Annotated in this window: 19 protein-coding genes; 18 read left to right on the forward strand and 1 reads right to left on the reverse strand. The window is 51.1% G+C overall.

The features are described 5' to 3' along the window. The first annotated feature begins 80 nt into the window (after window positions 1–80). From M1D61_RS00130 to dnaB, 7 genes are all read left to right on the forward strand, one after another. Window positions 81–1691: a copper amine oxidase N-terminal domain-containing protein gene (locus M1D61_RS00130; protein WP_458120620.1), complete on the forward strand. Its 1611-nt coding sequence runs from the start codon at window positions 81–83 to the stop codon at window positions 1689–1691. A gap of 354 nt (window positions 1692–2045) precedes the next feature. Beyond that, window positions 2046–3068, forward strand: a complete 1023-nt coding sequence (locus tag M1D61_RS00135; RefSeq protein WP_458120621.1) for an LCP family protein — start codon at window positions 2046–2048, stop codon at window positions 3066–3068. Between the two features lie 147 nt (window positions 3069–3215). Further along, a complete protein-coding gene (locus M1D61_RS00140; protein ID WP_458120622.1) occupies window positions 3216–3674 on the forward strand; it encodes a CBS domain-containing protein in 459 nt (152 codons plus the stop codon). A gap of 94 nt (window positions 3675–3768) precedes the next feature. Then, window positions 3769–4704: a DUF2232 domain-containing protein gene (locus M1D61_RS00145; protein ID WP_458120623.1), complete on the forward strand. Its 936-nt coding sequence runs from the start codon at window positions 3769–3771 to the stop codon at window positions 4702–4704. Window positions 4705–4715: 11 nt separating this feature from the next. Beyond that, entirely contained in the window at window positions 4716–6707 is a 1992-nt protein-coding gene (locus tag M1D61_RS00150) for a DHH family phosphoesterase (RefSeq protein ID WP_458122588.1), read from the forward strand. Then, a complete protein-coding gene (rplI, locus tag M1D61_RS00155; protein WP_046212391.1) occupies window positions 6704–7147 on the forward strand; it encodes a 50S ribosomal protein L9 in 444 nt (147 codons plus the stop codon). The genes M1D61_RS00150 and rplI overlap by 4 nt, the downstream gene beginning before the upstream one ends. 2 nt (window positions 7148–7149) lie before the next feature. Beyond that, entirely contained in the window at window positions 7150–8508 is a 1359-nt protein-coding gene (gene dnaB / locus M1D61_RS00160) for a replicative DNA helicase (RefSeq protein WP_046212392.1), read from the forward strand. A gap of 118 nt (window positions 8509–8626) precedes the next feature. Here dnaB and M1D61_RS00165 read toward each other — a convergent pair whose 3' ends face one another. After that, window positions 8627–8995: a DUF2512 family protein gene (locus tag M1D61_RS00165; protein WP_458120624.1), complete on the reverse strand. Its 369-nt coding sequence runs from the start codon at window positions 8993–8995 to the stop codon at window positions 8627–8629. A 227-nt stretch (window positions 8996–9222) separates the two neighbouring features. On the opposite strand from M1D61_RS00165, the gene M1D61_RS00170 reads away from it, so the two are divergent. The 11 genes from M1D61_RS00170 to M1D61_RS00220 all read left to right on the forward strand — a co-directional run bounded on the left by M1D61_RS00170 (window position 9223) and on the right by M1D61_RS00220 (window position 22906). Continuing rightward, complete coding sequence (locus M1D61_RS00170) at window positions 9223–9618, forward strand: GNAT family N-acetyltransferase (protein WP_458120625.1); 396 nt, start codon at window positions 9223–9225, stop codon at window positions 9616–9618. Between the two features lie 308 nt (window positions 9619–9926). Further along, window positions 9927–11213, forward strand: coding sequence for an adenylosuccinate synthase (locus M1D61_RS00175; protein ID WP_046212395.1), 1287 nt, complete (start codon window positions 9927–9929; stop codon window positions 11211–11213). 364 nt (window positions 11214–11577) lie between these two features. Continuing rightward, complete coding sequence (locus M1D61_RS00180; protein WP_458120626.1) at window positions 11578–13146, forward strand: peptidoglycan DD-metalloendopeptidase family protein; 1569 nt, start codon at window positions 11578–11580, stop codon at window positions 13144–13146. Window positions 13147–13290: 144 nt separating this feature from the next. Next, window positions 13291–14022, forward strand: coding sequence for a response regulator YycF (yycF, locus tag M1D61_RS00185; RefSeq protein ID WP_458120627.1), 732 nt, complete (start codon window positions 13291–13293; stop codon window positions 14020–14022). A gap of 1 nt (window position 14023) precedes the next feature. Continuing rightward, entirely contained in the window at window positions 14024–15874 is a 1851-nt protein-coding gene (walK, locus tag M1D61_RS00190) for a cell wall metabolism sensor histidine kinase WalK (protein WP_046212398.1), read from the forward strand. After that, window positions 15871–17184 carry a YycH family regulatory protein gene (locus tag M1D61_RS00195; RefSeq protein ID WP_458120628.1) on the forward strand — a complete coding sequence of 438 codons (1314 nt, stop codon included), beginning with the start codon at window positions 15871–15873 and terminating at the stop codon, window positions 17182–17184. Before walK ends, M1D61_RS00195 begins: the two co-directional genes overlap by 4 nt. Window positions 17185–17201: 17 nt before the next feature. Next, the gene (yycI, locus tag M1D61_RS00200; RefSeq protein WP_046212400.1) at window positions 17202–17948 is read left to right on the forward strand and encodes a two-component system regulatory protein YycI; all 747 of its coding nucleotides are present in this window, start codon (window positions 17202–17204) and stop codon (window positions 17946–17948) included. A 5-nt stretch (window positions 17949–17953) separates the two neighbouring features. Next, a complete protein-coding gene (locus M1D61_RS00205; protein WP_458120629.1) occupies window positions 17954–18793 on the forward strand; it encodes an MBL fold metallo-hydrolase in 840 nt (279 codons plus the stop codon). A 73-nt stretch (window positions 18794–18866) separates the two neighbouring features. Further along, window positions 18867–20141, forward strand: coding sequence for a S1C family serine protease (locus M1D61_RS00210; RefSeq protein ID WP_458120630.1), 1275 nt, complete (start codon window positions 18867–18869; stop codon window positions 20139–20141). 39 nt (window positions 20142–20180) lie between these two features. Then, window positions 20181–20348: a CxxH/CxxC protein gene (locus M1D61_RS00215; RefSeq protein ID WP_017815415.1), complete on the forward strand. Its 168-nt coding sequence runs from the start codon at window positions 20181–20183 to the stop codon at window positions 20346–20348. Between the two features lie 476 nt (window positions 20349–20824). After that, complete coding sequence (locus M1D61_RS00220) at window positions 20825–22906, forward strand: acyltransferase family protein (RefSeq protein WP_458120631.1); 2082 nt, start codon at window positions 20825–20827, stop codon at window positions 22904–22906. The last annotated feature ends 31 nt before the right edge of the window (window positions 22907–22937 follow it).

Raw genomic sequence — 22937 nt, forward strand, 5'->3', positions numbered from 1 at the left:
AAAAGCGCCCGTTTATCCAATCATGGACGGAAAAACAGAAATAGAAAATAAAATTCACTTACAATTAGGGAGCCTACACTATGAAAATCCAAAAATTGATCGTACCCGCATTGAGTCTTTCGCTACTTCTTCCGGCAGCTGGCACATTTGCAGCGACACCGGTAACTGCCACACCAACCGTTAGCACCAAGGCAGCCGATCTTCGTGCAGGCCTGGATTACTTACTATCCGAACATTTCGCACTGGCTGTTGTAGCCATGACCAAAGCGTATGAAGGCGCACCTGATGCCAAGCAGGCTTATGATGCACTGGATCAGAACGCACTGGACATGCAGCCGGCCATTGAAGCGATCTACGGAAAAGCAGGCGCAGCAGAATTCGAAAGAATCTTCCGTGCCCACAATAAATACACAGATAACCTCGTGAAAGCGACCAAAATGAACAACAAGGCAGCCATCAAGAAAGCGGAAGCTGAGGTACAGGGATTCGTGGATGAGTTCTCCAAATTCCTTGCAACGGCTACAGAAGGCAAACTGCCGCAAAAAGCAGCTGCCCAGGCGCTGCGTATGCACGAAGACCAGGTACAGGATGTCTTCGAGAAGTATGTAGCCGGTGACTACAACGGAGCATACATGGAATACCGTGAAGGATTCGAGACCATGTTTACGGTAAGTAAAGCTCTGTCCGGCGCGATCGTCGCCCAGAATCCTGCCAAGTTCAATAATGGATCGGTCGATACACCGGCAGCGGATCTGCGTTCGGCGCTGAACCATCTTGCAGCAGAACACTTTGCCCTGTCCGTAATGCAAATGCAAAAACAATATAACGGTAATGCCAAGGATTCTGCAGCCTTGCTCAAAGCCGAAGCAGCGAATACAGCAGCCTTTAAGAAAGCGATCACTTCCATCTACGGAGCAGAAGGCGGCAACCAGTTTGAGCAAATCTGGGTCACCAATCACATCAAAGCACAAAGCGATTATGTGACAGCGCTGAAACAAGGAGATAAAACGTCTCTGCAGGCTGTCAAAGACCGCATTACCGATTTCACAAAAGAATTCTCCACCTTCCTCGGAGCTGCTACAGCTAACAATCTGCCAGCAAGCGCAGCTGCGAAAGCACTGATGACTCATGAGAAGCAGGTACAATCCGTTATCGACCAGTATGCGTCCAAACAGTATGCTGCTGCCTACAAAGCGGATCGTGAAGGATTCAAAACGATGTTCGGTATCGGTGAAGCGCTGGGAGGAGCAATCGTCAAGCAGTATCCCGATAAATTCAAAGCGGCACCAGCCAAACCAGCCAATGCTTCGATGATGACCGTATGGATGAAGCTGAACAGCAAGCAGCTCAAAATCGGCGATAAAACAACCATGATGGATACGATGCCTGTAGTGAAGAACGGTACGACCTATATCCCGCTGCGCTATCTGGCAGAAGGCATTGGCGCCAAAGTGAAATGGAACAAATCCGCTGGTGAAGTTACCGTAATGGCTGGTAAAGACACAATGAAGTTCTGGATTAACAAAACGGCGGTTAATGTAAATGGCAAAACGCAGCAGCTTGAAGCGACTTCCATGGTAAACAGTGACGGCAGAACGCTGGTTCCTCTGCGTTCCATCACTGAACTGCTGGGCTGGGATGTAAAATGGAATGAATCTACCGGTGCCATTACCCTGACCAAATCGATGTAATACAATGAGATAATGGTCTTGTTGGAATGCCTGTCCTGATGATCCATCAAGATTGCTGGAGAGCCTGCTGATTCTACAGAGTCAGCAGGCTTTTTGTATGCAATCAATGGAGTGGAGATGGGGAAGATTTTTGGCAGCAGCTGCGGACGGATAAAATAAGTTCCTACTATTATATAGTAGAGAGATGAACAGGAGGTTCTTTTTCCATGGAGGGTGGCTGGTACAGGCTTGCAATTCACCCAGCTTTAAGCGAAACTGAAGAAATGGAACAAAATATTCTCATCTGTGTCACCGCTGGTATGAGGCGTTTAATGAAGTAGGAATATACGTCTGCTCGAAATGAGGAATGGAAGAATGACGAAAAAGCAAAAGATCCTGTCCGGGGTTGCTGCTGTTGTAGTAATTATCGCGTGCAGCCTGCTCCTGTGGTGGAAGCCGATCTCGGCCAAGATGTTTGACTGGTTCGTAGCGGATACTCTGGAGAGCCAGCTGGAGCAGACTTATCAGCCTGTACGTCAGACCGGTGGCGAACAGGAACAGGAAGAACCGAGTGTGGTCATGACAGAGCCATTTTCCATTCTGCTGGTCGGCAGTGATCAGCGTGAGAATGAAAAGGCGCGTTCGGACACGCTCATCTATGCTGTTGTACGTCCGATGGAACCGGAAATCCTGCTAATATCCATTCCAAGAGACACGTATACGGAGATTATTGGCAGAGACCGTATGGATAAGATTAACCATGCGTATGCCTTTGGCGGGATCAAGATGACGATGGATACGGTAGAGCATTTTCTGGATGAAGATCTCGATTATTACGCCACTGTCAATTTCCAGGGTCTGGTGAACGCAGTCGATGCACTGGGCGGCGTGAAGCTGCCGATTGAGAAGGATATTGTAAACCGTGATCCGAATCATGAGAAATTCACGATCAAGGCAAATAAACCGATCTATTCCGGTCAGGAGGCGCTGTATTATGTGCGCTACCGGGAAGATAGTGACTTTAACCGCACCAAGCGTCAGCAGATTTTTTTGCAGGCGATTACCGATCAGGCAGTACAGCTGAACCAAATTGATCAGATCCCGGAGCTGCTGAACATTATGGGCAGTAACTTCAAGACCGATATGCGTCCACAAATGTTGACCGGACTGGCCAGTCAAATTATGCGCAGCGGCGATCCCAAGATTACTTCCTTTACTATCTCGGGAGAGGGAGAGTATATTGACGGTGTGTATTATGACGTGCCGAATGAAGATGAACTGGAGAAAGCTAAGCGTCTGATTGATCAGTGGATGAGTCCACAGGGACCGGAACCGGCAGCCGCCCAGCGGGAAAATGCCACACCGGTAAATACGGAAGCGCAGTATCAGGTACAGTAACATCATAACTGCTTTATTGTGTCATACTTATCGCTTAAAATAGAAGAGTACCCCTGAATAGGGGACTTCGTAGGATTATAGATTCACGTCATCATGAATGGAATATACAATTGCAATGTTTTAGATTGCGAGGAGGAAGGTTTTTGCATGAATATCGCGTTTTTTCTGCTGCCCAAGCAGGAGGTCGTTTGCGTCACCCTTAATTCGACGCTGCGTCAGACGCTGGAAAGAATGGAATACCACCGCTATACATCGGTTCCGATGCTGGACAAGGACGGCAAGTATGTAGGAACGATCACGGAAGGCGACCTGCTCTGGTTTATGAAAAATTCAGATGGCAAAGTAACTTTTGAGAACGCTTCGAAATTTCTGCTGTCCGAAGTGCCGCTGCAGCGGGATGATAAGCCGGTATCCATTGATGCGAATATGGAAGACCTGATCAATCTGGCCAAGGTACAGAACTTTGTACCGGTTGTGGATGATATGAACCGGTTTATCGGTATCGTACGACGCAGTCAGATTATCGAGTACTGCGAGCAGTTTGTTCGCGGTGGAGAGTATGCGCCCGAGAGAAACAGAATGTCCAAAGACATGAATATGTCGTAGTCCTTCTGTATAAACCCGTGCGTGATTATCGGCGTCTATGCTATAATTATGAGTAAATCTTTTTTAAAGGCGCCGAACAACTTGTGCGTAAGAGGTGAATCGTTTGAAACTGCGCTGGACATCTATAGCATGGAGCATGGCTTACCTGCTTCTGCTGCTATCTCTAATAACTTCTGTAAGAATCATCGGTATGCTCTTTCTGATCGTGCCTGTCGTTGTGCTGTATTCGACATTGACCCTGCGCCAATTTATTATGCACATGGTTCCCGTCTGGCTGGTTGCGCTCATTATTGCCGGGCAGGCCGGATTATTTCTGCCCATACTGGGCGTGTTCTTTATGATTCCCGGTATCGTAATGGGAAGAATGTACAAAAAGTTCACCCCTGCCCTGCGTATTATTATTGCCGGCGGTATTACGACGCTGATCGAGTTACTCGTACTGCTGGTGGCGGCCCGTGCTATTTTTGATTTTAGTCTCGGTGCTTATATTCGGGATGTGATTGAGATCTCGGTCGCTCCAATGAAAGCCATGGCCGATGTAAATTCGGAACTGAATGATATTTTGACACCGGAGTATATTATCGGGCTGAGCAATTATACGCTGATGCTGATTCCGTGTGCCCTGATTATTGCTTCTTTTACCATGGCGGTGATTACACATGCGGTATCCCGTCCGCTGCTGGAGAGTATGGGGTATTCCGTACCGCGCCTCAAACCTGCACGCGACTGGCGTCTGCCAAGCTCGATGATCTGGTATTATCTGATTGCGGTATTCCTGGAGTTTATCGCAAGTGCGAATATGACCGGTGTACTGGCTGCCATCGTGCTGAACTTTATGCCGCTGATTCATATCGCCTTTACGATCCAGACGATTGGCTTTGTATTCTTCTGGGCCAATCACCGGAAATGGAATTCGTTCCTGCCATTCCTGCTGTCCATTGTCGTTGTGCTGATTCCACCACTGCGTATCATTGGTATTCTGGATCTGGCATTTCCGCTCCGCGAGTATATTACAAGACCGAAACGGTAAGGTGATGAATGATGCCTAATTTTTTGTTAAACCGCTGGCATGGCTACCGGTCAGTATGGGCATCCGTGCTCATGCTGGGTCTGGTGATTGTGCTGTCCTGGTTCAACTGGATCATCGGACTGGGTGCGCTCTGCTGCGTAATCCTTTTCGCTGCGGTCCTGCTTCGTTCAGAGCTTGCCTTTCGCCGGGAGCTGGAGGAGTATATTGCCGGATTATCTTTTCGGATCAGGCGTGTTGAGGAGGAAGCGGTCAGTACGCTTCCTTTTGGTCTTATTTTATACGACAACAAGTATTCCATCGAATGGCATAACCGCTATATTGCCGGCTTATTCGGACGCAAGACGCTGGTAGGCACGCCGCTGGAAGAATGCTTTGTGCAATTTCAGGATCACTACAAAGCGGCCAGAGAAGCGCGCAAGGACGGTATCAAGGAAGTACGATTTGAACTGGAACATGAAGCTATGACACTCGAATGTATCGTGCTGCCGGATGAGCGGCTCATTTATGTTCAGGATATTACCGAATATGCGGATATGCGCTCGCGTTATGATGAAGAGCGTCTGGCAGTCGGTATCGTGTTCCTGGACAACTTTGACGAGGCTTCCCAGGGGATGGACGATCAGCAGCGTGCCAGCCTGATTGCCCGTGTAGCGACCCGGATCACGGATTGGGCCAAAGGCTATCGGATCTATGTGCGCCGTCTGTCCTCTGAACGCTATCTGCTGCTGCTGAACCAGAAATCGCTGCGTGAGCTGGAACAAAGCCGGTTCGTGATTCTGGATGAGATCCGTGAAATGACGGCTGATCTCAAAGTGCCGCTGACCCTCAGTATCGGTATCGGTTTTGGTACGAAGACGATCAGTGAGCTCGGGGAGCTGGCTCAGTCCAGCCTGGATATGGCGCTTGGCCGCGGTGGTGACCAGGCAGCCGTAAAGGCGGATCAGCGGCTCTCCTTTTATGGAGGCAAGTCCAATGCGATCGAGAAGCGTACACGCGTCCGGGCACGTGTCATCGCTCATGCACTGCGTGATTTGATGCTGGACAGTGATCAGGTGCTGATTATGGGGCACAAAATTCCGGATATGGACGTAATCGGGGCAGCGATCGGTATGCTCAAGGCTGCCGATATGTATGAGGTGGAAGCCTATATTGTGCTCGATAATGTGAATCCGTCGATTGAGAAAATGATGGACCGCATTTCCCGGGATGAGCGATTGTCGGACCGGTTTATTACACCGGAGGATGCGCTGAACATAATGACCGAACGTACGCTTACGGTCGTCGTGGATACGCATAAAGCTTCAATGACCATTGAACCCAAGCTGGTGGACCGTTCGCGCCGGGTCGTGGTGGTGGATCATCATCGCCGAGGCGAGGAATTTATCAATGATGCGGTGCTGGTCTATCTAGAGCCGTATGCCTCGTCTGCCTGCGAACTGGTCACCGAGCTGCTGCAGTATATTCATGATAAAGTACAGTTTACGACGCTGGAAGCGACATCCCTGCTGGCAGGGATAACGGTGGATACCAAGCACTTTGCGCTTCATACCGGTTCACGTACCTTTGAGGCGGCAGGCTTCCTGAGGCGCAATGGTGCGGATACGGTCATGGTGCAGCAGATGATGAAGGAAGATCTGGCCGAGTATATCGCCAAAGCCGAAATTATCAAGCGGGCACGTGTGATTCATGACCATGTGGCACTGGCTGTCACCGGCCAGGGCAAACAGGTGCCGCAGCTGCTGATTGCGCAGGTGGCGGATTCGCTGCTAAACATGAATGATATTTATGCGTCCTTTGTCATCAGTGAGCGAATGGACGGGCTGATCGGGATCAGCGCACGTTCATTTGGCAAGATGAATGTACAGGTCGTTATGGAGCGGCTGGGCGGCGGCGGTCATCTGACGAATGCGGCGGTTCAGCTGGAAGGCGGGATCGCTGATGCGGAAGCCCGGCTGCTCGAAGTATTGAATCAAATGAATGAGGAAGAGGGGTTATTCGAATGAAAGTCATTTTGCTAAAAGATGTTAAGGGAACAGGTAAAAAAGGGGATATCAAGGAAGTATCCGATGGTTACGCACAGAATTTCCTGATCAAAAACGGCCATGCCAAACCGGCTACAGGTGGCAATGTGAAGATTTTGGAGAACCAGACCGCTGCTGTCGAAAGACAGAAGCAGGAAGAAAAAGAAGCGGCTCAAGCACTCGGCAAAACGCTGGAAGAAGTAACCGTTCAGCTGAAAGCCAAATCCGGTGAAGGCGGCCGTCTGTTCGGCGCGATCACCAGCAAGCAGATTGCCGAAGCACTGGGTAAACAGGGACACAAGATCGATAAGCGCAAAATTGAACTGGAGGAGCCGATCCGTACACTGGGTGTAACCCAGGTAACCGTGAAGCTGCATCCTGAAGTAAAAGCAACGCTTAAAGTCCAAGTGACTGAGGAATAAGCATGGGCGGCGAGATATTTTACGACCGGGTTCCCCCACAGAATCTGGAGGCTGAGCAGGCGGTTCTGGGCGCTATTTTACTGCAGTCCGAAGCACTGATCAGCGTCATGGAGCGAGTAGACACCGAAGACTTTTACGACAAAACCCACCAGTTGATCTATGAAGCAATGGTTCATCTGGGGGAAGAGAATCAGCCGATTGACCTGATAACACTGACCTCGCTGCTGCAGGATCGTTCGCAGCTGGAGGATATCGGCGGCGTCAGCTATCTGGCCAAACTGGCCAATGCTGTGCCAACGGCAGCCAACGTAGATTATTACGCACAGATTATTGAAGAGAAATCTATGCTTCGCCGTCTGATCCGTACCGCTACCCAGATCGTTAGCGAAGGCTATACCGGTGGCGAAGATGTAGGCAATATGCTCGGCGATGCGGAACGCAAGATTCTGGAGATCTCCAACCGCCGAACCGGCAGCGGCTTTATCGCCATTCGGGACGTACTGATGGAAGTCTTCGAGAAGATGGAGACACTCAGCGAGAATAGCGGCAACACGACCGGTATTCCGACCGGCTTTATTGATCTGGATAAAATGACGGCTGGCTTCCAGCGAAGTGACCTGATCATCGTAGCAGCCCGTCCATCGGTAGGTAAAACGGCGTTTGCGCTGAATATTGCGCAAAATGTCGCGGTTCGTGCCAAAGAGACCGTCGCCATCTTTAGCCTGGAGATGTCAGCGGCACAGCTCGTACAGCGTATGATCTGTGCGGAAGCCAATCTGGACGCGAATGCCATGCGTACCGGTGATTTCAAGGAAGAAGACTGGATGAAGCTTACGATGGGAATCGCTTCATTATCCGAAGCGGAGATTTACATCGATGATACACCGGGGATCACCGTCTCCGAGATTCGTGCCAAGTGCCGCCGTCTCAAAAAGGAAAAAGGCCTCGGTATGATTGTAATCGATTATCTGCAGCTGATCTCAGGCCGAGGCAAAGCGGGTGAGAACCGTCAGCAGGAAGTCTCCGAGATCTCCCGTACATTGAAGCAGATCGCCCGTGAGCTGCATGTACCGGTTATCGCGCTGTCCCAGCTCAGCCGTGGTGTCGAGCAGCGTCAGGATAAGCGTCCGATGATGTCTGACCTTCGGGAATCCGGTTCGATTGAGCAGGATGCCGATATCGTCTCGTTCCTGTATCGTGACGATTACTACAACCAGGAGACCGAGAAGAAGAATATCATTGAGATCATTATCGCCAAACAGCGTAATGGTCCGGTCGGTACTGTCGAACTGGTCTTTCTCAAGAACTTCAATAAATTCGTCAATTACGAACGTGTCCAGTCGGATATGTTCGCAGGATAGAAGATACAGCAAAGACCCTGAATTCCGCCAAGGCAGCACAGCCAGTGGTAGATTTCAGGGTCTTTTCATGATTTCATAAACTATAATTTTATTATCGGAAACGAATGATAACCGATGATTACAGGCTGGAATTCGAACTGATGTTTCTGGTGCGTCCCGGGATACCGTCACGCAGCAGCCACATATGGAATACATATTCGAATACACCGACAATAACGACTGGAACGAGCAGATCTACGAACGACATGGTCCATCCGGCCATAGCAGAAGCGGCCCACAGTACCAGATAAGCGAGCACAGCGTCACACACTGTAGCGATCGTATTATTGGTAGCAGGCAGAACAAGCATATCTCCAATGACATAGGCAAGTGCTCCCAGAACGACGGCCGTCACCAGCGAGCCCCAGAATCCTGCATTACTCAGCAGCATCAGAGAAGCGATGACAACTACGCCATTGACGACAAGTTTGGTAAGAATTTTATCCATGTTGTATGCCTCCTTAATGTCTTCTTGAATTGTGGTTAATTATAAATAAACCTGTATCGAAGAATTAAACATATAATTCCGGATTTCCCATATAAATCGCTGTCGATCTTCCATTCATAGCAGGATGAGCAGTGAGCTGGATAGGCAATTCAGGCAGGAAAGAGTTCGGAAAACAACGGATCGTATCCATGGAGAAAAGTCATCTACAGCAAAGGGAGGGTTATCTTTTGAAGACAGCGAAAATAATGATTAATTTGCCGCTGCAGCTGTATGAAGTGCCCGATCTGCGCCAGGCAATTGGCTGGGACCGGCGGGAACAGGATTATCCGGTACTGCTGGAACGTTGTCTGTTTTATGCGGGATGTCGAAGCGATTCCGGCGAGCTGATAGCTTTTGGTTATATGTGCGGGATGGGATTACAGCATGGCTATCTGGAGGATATTATCGTGCATCCGGGTGCACAGGGGAAGGGGATCGGACGACAGCTGGTGCAGACTCTGCTGGAGCAGGCCAGCCGGCAAGGACCGGAGATTGTGACCGTGACCTTTGCCAGCGAGCATAGGTCCTTTTATCAAAAATGTGGCTTTACCGCAGGGAATGGCGGTGTATGGCGAAAGGAATGAATTAATTCCGAACAATGTTATTTTTGGTACATGTTATTGTTCGCTTTTTGTTTGACTTTGTAAAACGCTCCTGTTACACTGTTAATGCTGCGGTAAAGCGCGACAGACTGTGTTAATGTGAGTATGCTGTCTTATGCGATATCCGGCTCACCAATAAGGGATGAACTTCCGCCCGCGAAACGGTTAATCAAGATTGCGTCCGCCTGACCGTTCCTCGCATGGAGGTTTTCATGCTGTCCATTTATGATATGTGTTGGAGCGGGCAGCCCAAATATACGGTGTACATACACCTACGGAGGAATGATTCGATGTCAACTGTAGTCGTTGTGGGAACGCAATGGGGAGACGAAGGCAAAGGTAAAATTACCGATTATCTGTCAGAAAAGGCTGATGTAGTTGCACGTTACCAGGGTGGTAACAATGCAGGACATACGATTCTGATTAATGAGAAAAAATATAAATTGACTATGGTACCATCCGGTATTTTCTATGAAGAGAAAGCCTGCGTCATTGGTAACGGTATGGTTATCAATCCGGCAGCACTGATCGAAGAGATCAACTATGTACACGAGAACGGATTCTCCACCAAGAACCTGACGATCAGCGATCGTGCACATGTGATTCTGCCGTATCATATGGTACTGGACAAGCTTGAAGAAGAACGCAAAGGCCCGAACAAAATCGGTACAACCGGCAAAGGGATCGGCCCTTGTTATATGGACAAAGCTGCTCGTGCGGGTATCCGTATCGCTGACCTGATGGATCCGGAAGAGTTCGAACTGAAGCTGCGTCATCTGGTCCAGGAGAAAAACCAGATGATCACTCAGGTGTACGGCGGCGAGCCTGTCGACGTAGAATCTATCCTGCAGGATTACCTCGGTTATGCCGAGACACTGCGTCCGTATGTACGTGATTCTTCCGTTGTACTGAACGATGCGATTGATGAAGGCAAAAAAGTGCTGTTCGAAGGTGCCCAGGGCGTCATGCTCGATATCGACCAGGGTACGTATCCGTTCGTTACTTCGTCCAACCCGTCTGCCGGCGGCGTCTGCATCGGCTCCGGTGTAGGTCCTGCCAAGATTCAGCAGGTAATCGGCGTGGCCAAAGCATACACCACCCGTGTCGGAGACGGCCCTTTCCCTACCGAACTGCATGATGCGGTGGGCGATCAAATTCGTGAGACCGGTCATGAGTACGGTACAGTTACCGGCCGTCCGCGCCGTGTGGGCTGGTTCGATACGGTTGTCGTACGCCATGCGCGCCGTGTCAGTGGTATCACCGGTCTGTCCCTGAACTCTCTGGATGTACTGACTGGCCTGGATACTGTTAAAATTTGTACCGGCTACAAATACCGTGGCGAGTTCATCACCCACTACCCGGCAAGCCTGAAAATGCTGGCCGAATGTGAAGCGGTATACGAAGAAATGCCAGGCTGGAGCGAGGATATCACCGGCGTGAAAACGCTGGAAGAACTGCCGGAAAGCACACGCAACTATGTGAACCGCGTATCCGAGCTGACCGGTATTCCGATCGCGATCTTCTCGGTTGGACGTAACCGTGAGCAGACGAATCTGGTCGCACCCATTTATTCTTAATTTCATCAGAGCAGATCACTATAAACTGCTGCCTGTCCATAGATAGAGAGCAAGACAGCGCGGATTACAAGAGGGCACCCTATGGGGTGCCTTTTTGCATGGAAGAAGGGTCACAGATGAGGTGTAATACAATTGCGCGAAAGTTGAAAGTTTTGGCGGGATTATGGTAAAGTAAACAGGGAGTTATAAAGGTTAATTTTTTGACACTTTTTGATTACAATTCTTCATAATTTACGTGATATTGACCTTAAGGGTGCTTTTTCCGTGGAACGCCGATTAGCAGGCAATTATGCAGGGGTTTTTGCCGGAACAAGACCATTAAATAATGAAAATGAACTATGCAGCAGCACAAAAGGAGACGGTCATGAAAGGTTTGAAAGGTAAACGGGGAACGGGAAATGAACCTGCGCAGCAGGCTTCCCGGAGTGAACACCAGAATACGGAGCAGCCTGCCGAGCAGCAGGAGACACAATCGCCAAAGTGGTACACTCTTACAGTCGATTCGATCCGCCAGGGGAAAAACAAAGTGCGCCGTCGCTTGATGATTGCAGCAGCCAGTGTGGCTGTAGCAGGCGGGCTTGTTTTGGCGGGTACTCATTATGTCACAGCCAATACGACATCGTATTATGTTGTCTATGTCAAAGATAAAGCGATCGGCAGCGTACTGCAAAAGTCCGAACTGGACAAGCTTTTTAACGAGAAGCGCGCCGCCTATCAGAAAAAATATCCGGATGCCACCATGGTACTGAATACGAACGGCATTACAACTACTGAGGAAAAGGCGTTTAAAGCCAAGGTGGATTCCGCCACTACACTCAAGCAGCTGGACGGCATGCTAACCGCTTATGCCAAAGGTACACAGGTCATCGTCAAAGGCAAAACGATCGGCGTTGTTGACGATCAAAAGACAATCGATCAGGCACTCAAGCTGGTACAGGCCAACTATACCCGTAAAGCGGAAGCAGCTGCCAAAAACCTGAGCAAAGCTTCCGTCAAAAAGCTGACCAAAAGTTATGCCTACAGCAAAAAAGTAAATAAATTGGAATCGGTCAAGCTCAATGAGCAGGTCACCTCCAAAGAGATCAAGGCCAATCCGCAAAAGCTGCTGAGCAGCAAAGAACTGGCCAAAGTCATGCTGACCGGCGTGGAGTCGCCGCTTACGTATACCGTGCGGGAAGGCGATACAATCAGCTCGATTGCAGCCGCATATGATGTAGCCCAGAAGGAGATTTTCGACAACAATCCGGGGATCAAGGAAACTTCCCTGCAGATCGGCGATGAACTGACACTGACTGTGCCTCAGCCGCCGATCACGGTAACTACAGTCGAAGACTATTCGGAACAGGTCGTTACCGAACCTTCTGTAGAGATTCGTAAAAGCGACAGCATGCGTGCTGGTGAATCCAAAGTGATCTCTGCCGGCAGCAAAGGTCTGAAGCGGATCGACTACCGCGTCACCAAAGAGAACGGCCAGATGGTACGTGAAGAATGGGTCGGTCAGGAAGTCGTCAAGGAAGCTTCACCCAAGATTATTATCAAAGGAACCAAAGTGGTCGTCGGTGAAGGCAGCGGTAACTTTATCTGGCCAACCAGCGGTGCCACAGTGACCAGTCCGTTTGGACAACGCTGGGGACGGATGCACAAAGGTATCGATATCGTCGGCGGATCGTCAGTAATGGCGGCTGATGATGGCGTAGTCACTTATGCCGGTACGATGACCGGATACGGCAATGTGATTATCATTAATCACCGTAACGGTTATGAGACGCTGTACGGCCATTTGAGCCAGATTGATGTCAGCAATGGCGCTGTCATTGAGCAGGGGCAGCATATCGGCGTCATGGGCAATACCGGTCATTCCACCGGTACGCATCTGCATTTTGAGATTCATAGCGGCGGTGCGCTGCAGAATCCTCTTTCCTATTTGCGCTAAATAAAGCCTGAACAAAACGATCTCAGCGATGAGATCTAATCTGTACATTATGCAGCTTCGGAGGAGCAATCCAGAAGCTGCATTTTTTATAGCCCTGAATATGGTAAAATAAAAGAATCAAAGCAGGTATGAGGTGACTACCCAATGCAGGGAAAAATACTGGTCGTAGACGATGAACAACCGATAGCAGATATCTTGAAATTCAACCTGGAAAAAGAAGGCTATGAAGTCATATGTGCTTTTGATGGGATCAGTGCGGTGGAACAGGCTTTTGCCGAGGAACCGGATCTTATCCTGCTTGACCTGATGCTGCCCGGCAAGGATGGCATGGATGTGTGCCGCGAGGTGCGTACCCGTCTGGATATGCCGATTATTATGCTCACCGCCAAGGACGCCGAGATCGACAAGGTGCTCGGTCTGGAGCTGGGAGCCGATGATTATGTGACCAAGCCGTTCAGTACCCGCGAACTGCTCGCCCGGGTCAAAGCCCATATACGCCGCCAGCAGAAGAAAGTGCCTGCTGCCGTTGCCGCGGCCCCGGACGTGCCGGAGGAGAAGAACGGACTGGCTTTATTTGAATTATTTATCGATACGGATATGTATCTGGTGTATAAAAGCGGAGAGCCGCTCGATTTAACTCATCGTGAATATGAACTGGTCTATTATATGGCCAAAAATGCCGGCAGGGTGATGACACGAGAGCATCTGCTGCAGGCAGTATGGGGATTTGAATACTTTGGAGATGTGCGTACGGTGGATGTAACGATTCGTCGTCTGCGGGAGAAGATCGAGGATGATCCAAGCAAGCCGGAATATATCCTGACCCGCCGGGGGCTCGGTTACATGATGCGCAGTCCAAAAGCAGGAGGATGGTAAGGTGAAGCGCAGGCTTCGGCTGCTGCCAGAATTCAGCCGTACCATTCAGGCGCGGCTGATTATTATTTATGTGCTGCTGATTTTGATTGCGATGCAGCTGATTGGCGTGTATTTTGTAAGTTCCATGAAAAACTCCCTCACCAGCAACTTTACCCAGGATCTGCAGGAACGGGCAGAGCTGCTGTCCGTGTTGGCTGCGGATAAATGGTCCGCCAGTGGAGAGACCGCTTCCAGTTCGGTCAGCGATCTAAAACTGATGGTGAACAATTTGTACAATATGAGCGGCAGTGAGATTCAGGAGATTCAGGTGCTGGATGTGAGCGGACGCATCGTTATCTCGTCGGTAGACTCCGACTCCAATGCGGAAGCCCGTCGCAATACGCAGACGGTGGTCAGCCGGGCCCTGCAGGGCATCAGGGATAACGAGGAATATATTATTGATGAGACCGGTGAACGCAAACGGGTCGTGGCTGAACCGATCATAAGCGGCAACCGTACGGTCGGTGCCGTCTATATTGTCGCGTCGATGGCCGAGCTGTATGACACGATGAAGCGGATCAACGGGATCTTTCTGTCCGGGCTGCTGATTGCGCTGGCGCTGACGGCGGTGCTGGGTGTGATTCTGGCCCATACGATTACCCAGCCGATCAAGGAGATGACCCGGCGGGCCAAACAGGTGGCCGAGGGAGACTTTGACCATCATATGACCGTATACAGCAACGATGAGATCGGACAGCTGAGTGAAGCTTTTAACTACATGACCAGCCGCTTGCGGGATGCGCTGGCTCAGAATGAAGAGGAAAAGGACAAGCTGGCCTCTATCCTCAAAAATATGAGCGATGGTGTCGTCGCCACAGATGAGCATGGCTGCGTGATCCTGGTGAACCGGGTAGCCGGGGCGATGCTGGATGCGAGCGAGCAGAACATGACCGGCAAAACGCTGGTTGAGCTGCTGCCGCTGTCCGAGCAGGATCGCAGCAAGCTGCATGCCGGTACGCTTCGTCATGTGATCCTCAAGCTGGGACAGGAAGATGAGGGAAATACCTCGATCATCCGTGTCACCTTCAGCCCGATTCACCGGCGCAAAGAAAATATTGCCGGTGTGATCGCCGTACTGCAGGATGTCACCGATCAGGAGAAGCTGGAAGGCGCACGGCGCGAGTTCGTCGCCAATGTATCGCATGAGCTGCGTACACCGCTGACGACGATCAAGAGTTATACCGAAGCGCTGGAGGATGGCGCATTGGATGAGCGGGCTTTGGCAGAACGGTTTATCGGTGTTATCCGTAACGAGACCCAGCGCATGATCCGTCTTGTCAGCGATCTGCTGCATCTGTCCCGTCTGGATTCGAGCGAAGCGATGATGCGCAAGCAGCGTACGGATGTGCTGGAGCTATTGGAAGATACGATTGATCGTTTCTATGTCCAGATGAAGCAAAAAGATATCCGTTCTTCGATTGATATGCAGCCGGAAGTGGGCAGCGTATGGATCGATCGCGATCAGATGGATCAGGTGCTCGATAATCTGGTCTCCAATGCGCTCAAATACACGCCGGATGGCGGCAGTATCAAGCTGGCTGCCCGCTGTACGGATGATGGGATGCTGGCCCTGTCTGTCGAGGATACCGGGATTGGTATTCCCAAACAGGATCTGGGGAGGATCTTCGAACGATTCTACCGGGTCGACAAGGCCCGCTCCCGCAATATGGGCGGCACTGGCCTCGGTTTGTCTATTGCCCGGGAAATGGTACGTGCACATGACGGTACAATTGAACTGGATTCCGAACTGGGTACAGGTACGACAGTGACGGTCATGCTGCCGCTGCATGAGGAAGGAGAGGTTGTGAGTTGAGGGAAAATATCAAATCTTGTGTGCTCACACTTCTAATTGTGATCAGCCTGGTGCAGAGTTATTTCCTGATCTACCGGATGCCTGGCGCCGACTCGGTCGCCAATTCGGAGTCGGGCTATGTGCAGGCAGAAGATATTGGGCCACGCTCCAGCATTGAGAACCTGGTGTTTCCAGACCAGATGATTATTCATAAATCGGGGAATCGGCATACAATATTCTATCCGTCTTCCCCCAATTACAATTCGATCTACACCGACCTCAAAAATAGCAGCTTCGGTCAATTCCGCCGTCTGCCGCTGCAGAGCATGAACTGGAATGCTATCCGCAGTGAGGCAGGCATCGAACTGACCTTTAACAGCGGCATTCCGGTCAGCTTGCTGGAACGCAGTATGAACCTGAATCCGGATTCATTGTTTGAAGGGGATGCGGTCAACCGGATTCTCATCTATAACGCTGCCGAAAATAATACGCCGCGGGCTTTCTTTTTCAGTGCGAGCGGAGATGTGGTCTATGAAGCGACCGATCTGAAGTGGACGAGCCAGGATATTCTGCGGCATGTGCTGCTTGGTGAAAATGGTATTAATTATCAATATGCCACAGGTGGGTATTATATCCCGCAGACCGGTCTCAGTATTCCAAGCGTTACGCTCAAGCTGGATAGTCTGACGACCGAGCAGATGCAGCGCAATCTGTTTTTCGATCCGGGTGCGACGCGTAATATCAATGAAGAGAATGGAATAGAAATCTATACGGACAGCAAGCGTAGTCTGCAGGTGGATACCCGGCAGAGATGGATGACTTATACCGATCCGACCGCGTCAACGACCGGTACGAACAATGTGATCGATAATGTGCTGTCTGCGGTAGAATTTGTCAACCAGCATGGCGGCTGGCCGGGAACGTATATGCTCAACATGAACAGTGCAGTGAACCAGAAAGGCTTCACTTTCCGCCAGTATTATCGTTCGTATCCGATTATGGATACGGACAAGCTAAGATTCGGCTATATGCGGTTGACGGTGGAGTACAACACGATTTCTTCCTATGAACGTTCGCTGCTGTATCTGACGGCTGACCAGCAGCTGGCAGATCAGCCGCTGTCGTCCAATTCGCAGATTCAGGTACTGCCGGGAGGCCAGCAGTTGATTAATCTGCTGCATAATCAGGTGCCTGCCGGTCAGACTGTCAGTCATCTGTCGCCGGCCTATCGTCCGACACTGGGCAACGGCGTAGTCATTCTAACGCCGGTATGGATGGCCGAACTGCAGGATGGCAGCCATCTGCTGATTCAGTCGAACCGTAATTTATAATACAAGGGAGGTCCAAAATGGATTGGGGAAGAGCCAAAAGCGTGCTGATTAGCGCCTTTTTACTGCTGAATATCATATTGGGTTACCAGCTCTGGATGGATGTACGCGATCAGGCCCAGTCCAATCTGGATATTGCCTCCCTTAGTGAAAATGCACAGCGGGCACTGGAAAACAAGCATGTACAGGTGACCGCCCAGATTCCAAGGGAAACTCCGATTTTGCCGGAGATGATATATCGCAGCAGTGCGCCGGCTGTACAGCAGTCGGTGAAGCTGTCGCGTCCGGTAGACAGCCAGCTTATTTTTAACGAAGATGAGCTGAAAAGCCAGCTGAATAATGAGATTCAGAACATCAACAAATATGAATATGATCCATTTATTGCGGAAGAAGGCATTTTTGTGATGCATCCGCTCATAAATAACGATTTACCTCTGTTTAATGCGAATCTGGAGCTGTATTATAGTAATCAGAAGATTATTTCCTACACGGCCCCACAACTGATCGTCGATGGCGAGAATGAGGGACAGCCAAGACAGGAGATTCTGTCGGCTTCCGTCGCGCTGGGCACTTTGATTGAAAAAGAACTGCCGGACAATGCGGTAGTTAAAGATATAGCGCTTGGTTTCTATGGTCAGCCGCTGGACAGCAACCGGTTCAAAGCCGAGCCGGTCTGGAGAATTGTACTGGAGAGCGGCGAATTTTATTATATACAGGGAATAAGCGGGGAAGTAATGAGATCCCCGGCGTCAGAAAATGAGGAGTAGACATAATGATAGGCATACATGGGATACAATTTACAGTATTATCGAGTGGTTCGACAGGCAATGCAACCATCGTCCGCAATAAGGACGCAGCGATACTGATCGATGCCGGGCTCAGTGCGAGACGGATCGATGAGCTGATGCGGGAGCGGGAGATGACCGGGGAAGAGCTGGATGGCATTCTGGTCACCCACGAGCACTCTGATCATGTCAAAGGACTGGGCGCAGTTGCACGCAAGTATCAGCTGCCAATCTATGCCAACGAGAAGACATGGATGGCGATCGAGCGGGCGGTTGGCAAGATTACTCCGGAGCAAAAGCAGATTATGCAGACCGGTGACTTTCTGACATTTGGCTCGTTGCGGATCGAGTCGTTCGGCATCTCGCATGATGCGGCCGAACCGGTCGGTTACTTTTTCCGGGACGGCGACCAGAAGCTCAGTGTGGCGACCGATCTTGGCTATGTGAGCGACAAGGTGATGCAGAGTATCTCCGATTCGGATGTGCTTGTGCTCGAAGCCAATCATGATATCGAGATGCTGCGCATGGGGCGCTATCCGTGGAACACCAAGCGGCGTATCTTAAGCGATGTCGGTCACCTGTCCAATGACGCGGCCGGCGAAGCGCTCAGTGAACTGCTCTGCAAAAAAATGAAACGCACGTATCTGGCCCATCTCAGCCGGGATCATAATATGATGGAAATTGCCAAAATGACAGTAAGAGACGCAATGGAGAGCAGAGGCTGCTTTTTCAAAGATACTGAATTCCAGCTGTGCGCCACCTACTATGATCGGCCTACACCGTGGGATATGCTCAGTGAAACCTATATATCGGAGAAAATGTTATAATCCGGCGTTTGAACAGAGGGGAACCGCAGGTAATAGATAAGGCAAAGCAGAAGAACGCAGAGGGGCGATGAGCATGGCATTGTTTGATGATGACTTTTATTCCACCAAAGTGCCGCGAAAATCCCGGCGCCAGGCTCAGCTTCCATCTTCCTATCCGGTTCCCCGCTCCTTTGGCGTGCGGCCGCGCAGATCGTCGATGCTGAGAATCGTACTGGTCAGTGCATTAACGAGCGCAGTGACGGTATTTGCCGTTCTGGGAGCATTGATGTGGTACCATAACAGCTATGCCTCCTCCGCTTCGGCCAGCAGCCTGCTGCCGCTTGAGCAGACCGGAGGTAATCCGTATGAGCAGCTGACCAGGGTAGCGGAGCAGGTACGTCCTGCCATCGTCAGTATCGTGAATTACCAGAATGACAAAAAGGAATTGGAGACGCCGCCTGCGCTGGATGAGTCGGCGCTTGGCTCGGGCGTGATTTTCCGTAAAGAAGGTGGTAAAGCCTATATTGTCACCAATAACCATGTTATCTCCGATGCCGATGAAGTGAAAGCGGTGCTGACCGATGGTACGGTGCTCAAGGCTACTGTGGTCGGCGCGGACTTTATTACCGATATTGCTGTGCTGTCCGTAAGTGCCAAAGATATTGATACCGTGGCCCCGATCGGCGACTCGGATGATCTGCAGCTGGGCGAGACCGTGCTGGCTATTGGTAATCCGCTCGGGTTTAATGGTACGATGACATCAGGGATTGTCAGTTACGACAACCGGCTGATCCCCGTATCGCTTAACCAGGATGGCAATTACGACTGGGAACAAAATGTCATCCAGACCGATGCAGCGATCAATGAAGGCAACAGCGGCGGTGCGCTCGTCAATCTGAGCGGTCAGGTGATCGGCATCAACACGATGAAAATTGCCGACACCGGCGTCGAAGGGCTGGGCTTTGCAATTCCGATCAACGAAGTGATGAACAACGCCGAGCAGTTGATGAAAAACGGCAAAATCAGCCGTCCGTATCTCGGTGTGTACAGCATCGATCTGGATAATGAGTATGCCTACCGCTCCTATGACGAGGAAGAGTCGGAGTCAACCAAGCCGAAGCTTCCCGATGGTGTGGAAGAAGGCGCGGTCGTCGTGGAGGCGAGCGGCCCTGCCAAGCAGGCTGGTCTGGCGGCAGACGATGTCATCGTCCAGCTGGACCGGAAGAAGATTGGCTCCACGCTGGAGCTGCGCAAGTATCTGTATAATCACAAAAAAGCCGGAGATACTCTCAAAATTACGTATTACCGCAGCGGAACCAAGAAGACCGTTAATGTCACGTTGGAGTCCCAGCCGGATAATCATAAATAATCAACCAGGATACACCGGAAAGGAAGCTTGAAACTATTGATGTATGTCGTATGCAAAGATCATGTGGAAGAGGCGCTGGAAGCGTTCGTGGATGAGTTCGAGGATGCTCCGGATGTCGTAGATCTGAAGGAAACCGAATTCTCGGACTGGGACCCGCCTGCCAAATGCATTTATTGCGATCAGCATGGCGAATTCCTGGTCGTCTGACTTGGCGGCCGGTTCCGGATGATACACAGTCGGCATGCTGACATTTCCCGATAACAGAAATACCAGCATGCCGATCAAGCTGATAGAGAGAGACAAAGAATGCGATACACTACTATAAAACAGCCAGACATTCCATTAGCGCGTACTGATCATGACGGAACAAAGGGGAAAGGGCCGGGTATCACGGTCCTTGTTTCCTTTTGCCTTCAGAGCTGTAGGCTCTTTGTCATTTAGCGACTTTGCTGTAAACCAATTTTAACTGCTTTGAGACGATTGCTGCCGAATACTTGGCTATAATGGGACATGTCGGCTTATGTGCCTCAGCATGCAGGATCAGATTGCCCAGGGAAAGGAAAAGAAAATGATAGACATCATGAGGTATGGAATGCTCACAACGAAGAAAAAGGAACTACATCGACGACAAGACAGGTATACCGGAAATGCCGGTTTGACTATACATAGAGGGCGGTGGGTATATGCCTAAGCCGCTCCAGCAGCACCGTTATATGCCAGGACTCGACGGCCTCCGGGCATTCGCCGTAATGGCCGTCATTATTTATCATCTGAATACTGATTGGGCACCCGGCGGACTGCTTGGTGTCGGAATCTTCTTTGTATTATCGGGTTATCTGATCACAGATATTCTCGCCGGGCAGTGGGAGCGCAATCGCCGTTTTGCGATGAAGGACTTCTGGCTTCGGCGTGCCCGCAGACTGCTGCCGGCGATGTTCGTCATGATCGCTGTCGTGGCGCTCTGGTGCCTGATCGGAGATCATTCGAGGCTCACCGCGCTGGCTGGAGATATTCCGGCAGCCCTGCTATACGTGAGCAACTGGTGGTTTATTTTCCATAAAGTATCGTACTTTGAGAGCTTCGGTCCGGCTTCACCGCTCGGCCATCTCTGGTCGCTGGCCGTAGAGGAGCAATTCTATCTATTGTGGCCGTTCCTGCTGCTGCTCGGGCTGAAGTTCCTGCCCAAGCGGGGCAATCTGGCCGGCTGGATTATCAGCCTGTCCATTATCTCGGCGCTGCTAATGGCAGTGATCTATGTACCGGGTGAAGACCCGAGCCGTGTGTACTATGGGACGGATACACGGATATTCGCCCTGCTGATCGGCGCGGCCCTCGCGATCGTCTGGCCAAGCATGAAGCTCAAGCCAAATGTATCCGCACCGGCGCAGCATGTACTGGACGCTACCGGAACCATCTCGCTGCTGGTACTGATCTGGCTTGTATGGCATACGAATGAATACCAGCCGTTCCTGTACCGCGGGGGCATGCTGCTCATCGCCATCGTTACCGCAATCCTGATCGCTGTACTGGCACACCCGGCGAGCCGCCTGGCTGTTCTCGTCGGCTGCAAGCCGCTGCGCTGGCTGGGTAAACGCTCCTACGGACTGTATCTGTGGCATTTCCCCGTGATCACGCTCAGCACCCCGCAGGTGAGCACTGAAGATCCATCCGTATGGAGAGCGATTATTCAGGTGGCGGTCAGCCTCGCGCTGGCGGAACTGAGCTGGAGATATGTAGAAGAGCCGATCCGCAGAAACGGCTTCCGTCAATCACTTGGCCGCACGTATGCACAGCGCAGCCGCTGGCGGAACTCCCGTTCCTGGATCTACGGAGGCAGTGCAGCAATGCTGTTCGTCGTCTCTGCGCTGGCGCTGGGACATGTCGTCTCCAATTCGGCACCCAAGGTCGATCCACAGCAGCCGCAGTCCGTATTCATCGTCGGCAAGCCGGTCTCGACAGACGACAAGTCCGCTTCTGCCGCAGACAAAATGTCCAAGGATGTAGCGAGTTCCGTGAAGTCCCAGGGCAAAGAACCGAAAAAAGCAGACCCGACCAAGCAGACTACCGAAGATCAGCAGGATAACGGCACGTCTGACAATGCGGCTGCAGGCAGCAAGGATGACGAGCCGACCAGCAAACCGTCTTCCGGCAGAACGACAGAATCCGGCAGTCTGAGTGCAGGCAGCAGCAAAGGCTCCGCCTCCAGTGAGCAGAGCAAGCTGTCCTCGGCATCCCAGCATAACGCTTCCGATCCTATGGCAGCTACGAACAAGAAAGTACTGGATAAAATCGTCTCCGGTGAAGGCGTAACCGCGATCGGTGACTCCGTCATGCTGGACGTCGCCCGCCACCTCAGCGAAGTGATGCCGGGCATCACCATCGACGGACGGGTAGGCCGCCAGATGACCGAGGCCCCGGCCGAGATCCAGCAGCTGCGCCGCAGCGGCCATCTCGGCTCCAAGGTGATTATCGAGCTGGGAACGAACGGTTCCTTCACCCGCGAACAGCTGGAAGACCTGCTGGATGAACTGGGTGATGCCAAGAAGATCATCCTGATCAATACACGTGTGCCGCGCCCATGGGAGACGCTGGTGAATGATACGATCAACGCGGTGGCTGCCGAAGATCCACGCATTATCGTGGTCGATTGGTATTCGGCGAGCAAGGGGCAGGACAGCTTCTTCGCGACGGACGGGGTGCATGTGAATCCATCCGGTGCCAAAGTATTTGCAACCCTGGTCGCCAACGCGATTGCCGGTAAATAAGCGGCGAATCAGCGCTGAATGTAACAGATGA

The sequence above is a fragment of the Paenibacillus sp. Z6-24 genome (assembly GCF_054161335.1).

Excerpts from the sequence above, each read along its gene's own strand:
- M1D61_RS00210 (WP_458120630.1), top strand. The coding sequence starts at position 18,867 with ATGGCATTGTTTGATGATGACTTTTATTCCACCAAAGTGCCGCGAAAA.
- M1D61_RS00150 (WP_458122588.1), top strand. The coding sequence starts at position 4,716 with ATGCCTAATTTTTTGTTAAACCGCTGGCATGGCTACCGGTCAGTATGG.
- rplI (WP_046212391.1), top strand. The coding sequence starts at position 6,704 with ATGAAAGTCATTTTGCTAAAAGATGTTAAGGGAACAGGTAAAAAAGGG.
- M1D61_RS00220 (WP_458120631.1), top strand. The coding sequence starts at position 20,825 with ATGCCTAAGCCGCTCCAGCAGCACCGTTATATGCCAGGACTCGACGGC.
- yycF (WP_458120627.1), top strand. The coding sequence starts at position 13,291 with ATGCAGGGAAAAATACTGGTCGTAGACGATGAACAACCGATAGCAGAT.
- M1D61_RS00130 (WP_458120620.1), top strand. The coding sequence starts at position 81 with ATGAAAATCCAAAAATTGATCGTACCCGCATTGAGTCTTTCGCTACTT.
- M1D61_RS00215 (WP_017815415.1), top strand. The coding sequence starts at position 20,181 with ATGTATGTCGTATGCAAAGATCATGTGGAAGAGGCGCTGGAAGCGTTC.
- M1D61_RS00165 (WP_458120624.1), bottom strand. The coding sequence starts at position 8,995 with ATGGATAAAATTCTTACCAAACTTGTCGTCAATGGCGTAGTTGTCATC.
- M1D61_RS00135 (WP_458120621.1), top strand. The coding sequence starts at position 2,046 with ATGACGAAAAAGCAAAAGATCCTGTCCGGGGTTGCTGCTGTTGTAGTA.
- yycI (WP_046212400.1), top strand. The coding sequence starts at position 17,202 with ATGGATTGGGGAAGAGCCAAAAGCGTGCTGATTAGCGCCTTTTTACTG.
- M1D61_RS00175 (WP_046212395.1), top strand. The coding sequence starts at position 9,927 with ATGTCAACTGTAGTCGTTGTGGGAACGCAATGGGGAGACGAAGGCAAA.
- M1D61_RS00140 (WP_458120622.1), top strand. The coding sequence starts at position 3,216 with ATGAATATCGCGTTTTTTCTGCTGCCCAAGCAGGAGGTCGTTTGCGTC.
- dnaB (WP_046212392.1), top strand. The coding sequence starts at position 7,150 with ATGGGCGGCGAGATATTTTACGACCGGGTTCCCCCACAGAATCTGGAG.
- M1D61_RS00180 (WP_458120626.1), top strand. The coding sequence starts at position 11,578 with ATGAAAGGTTTGAAAGGTAAACGGGGAACGGGAAATGAACCTGCGCAG.
- M1D61_RS00205 (WP_458120629.1), top strand. The coding sequence starts at position 17,954 with ATGATAGGCATACATGGGATACAATTTACAGTATTATCGAGTGGTTCG.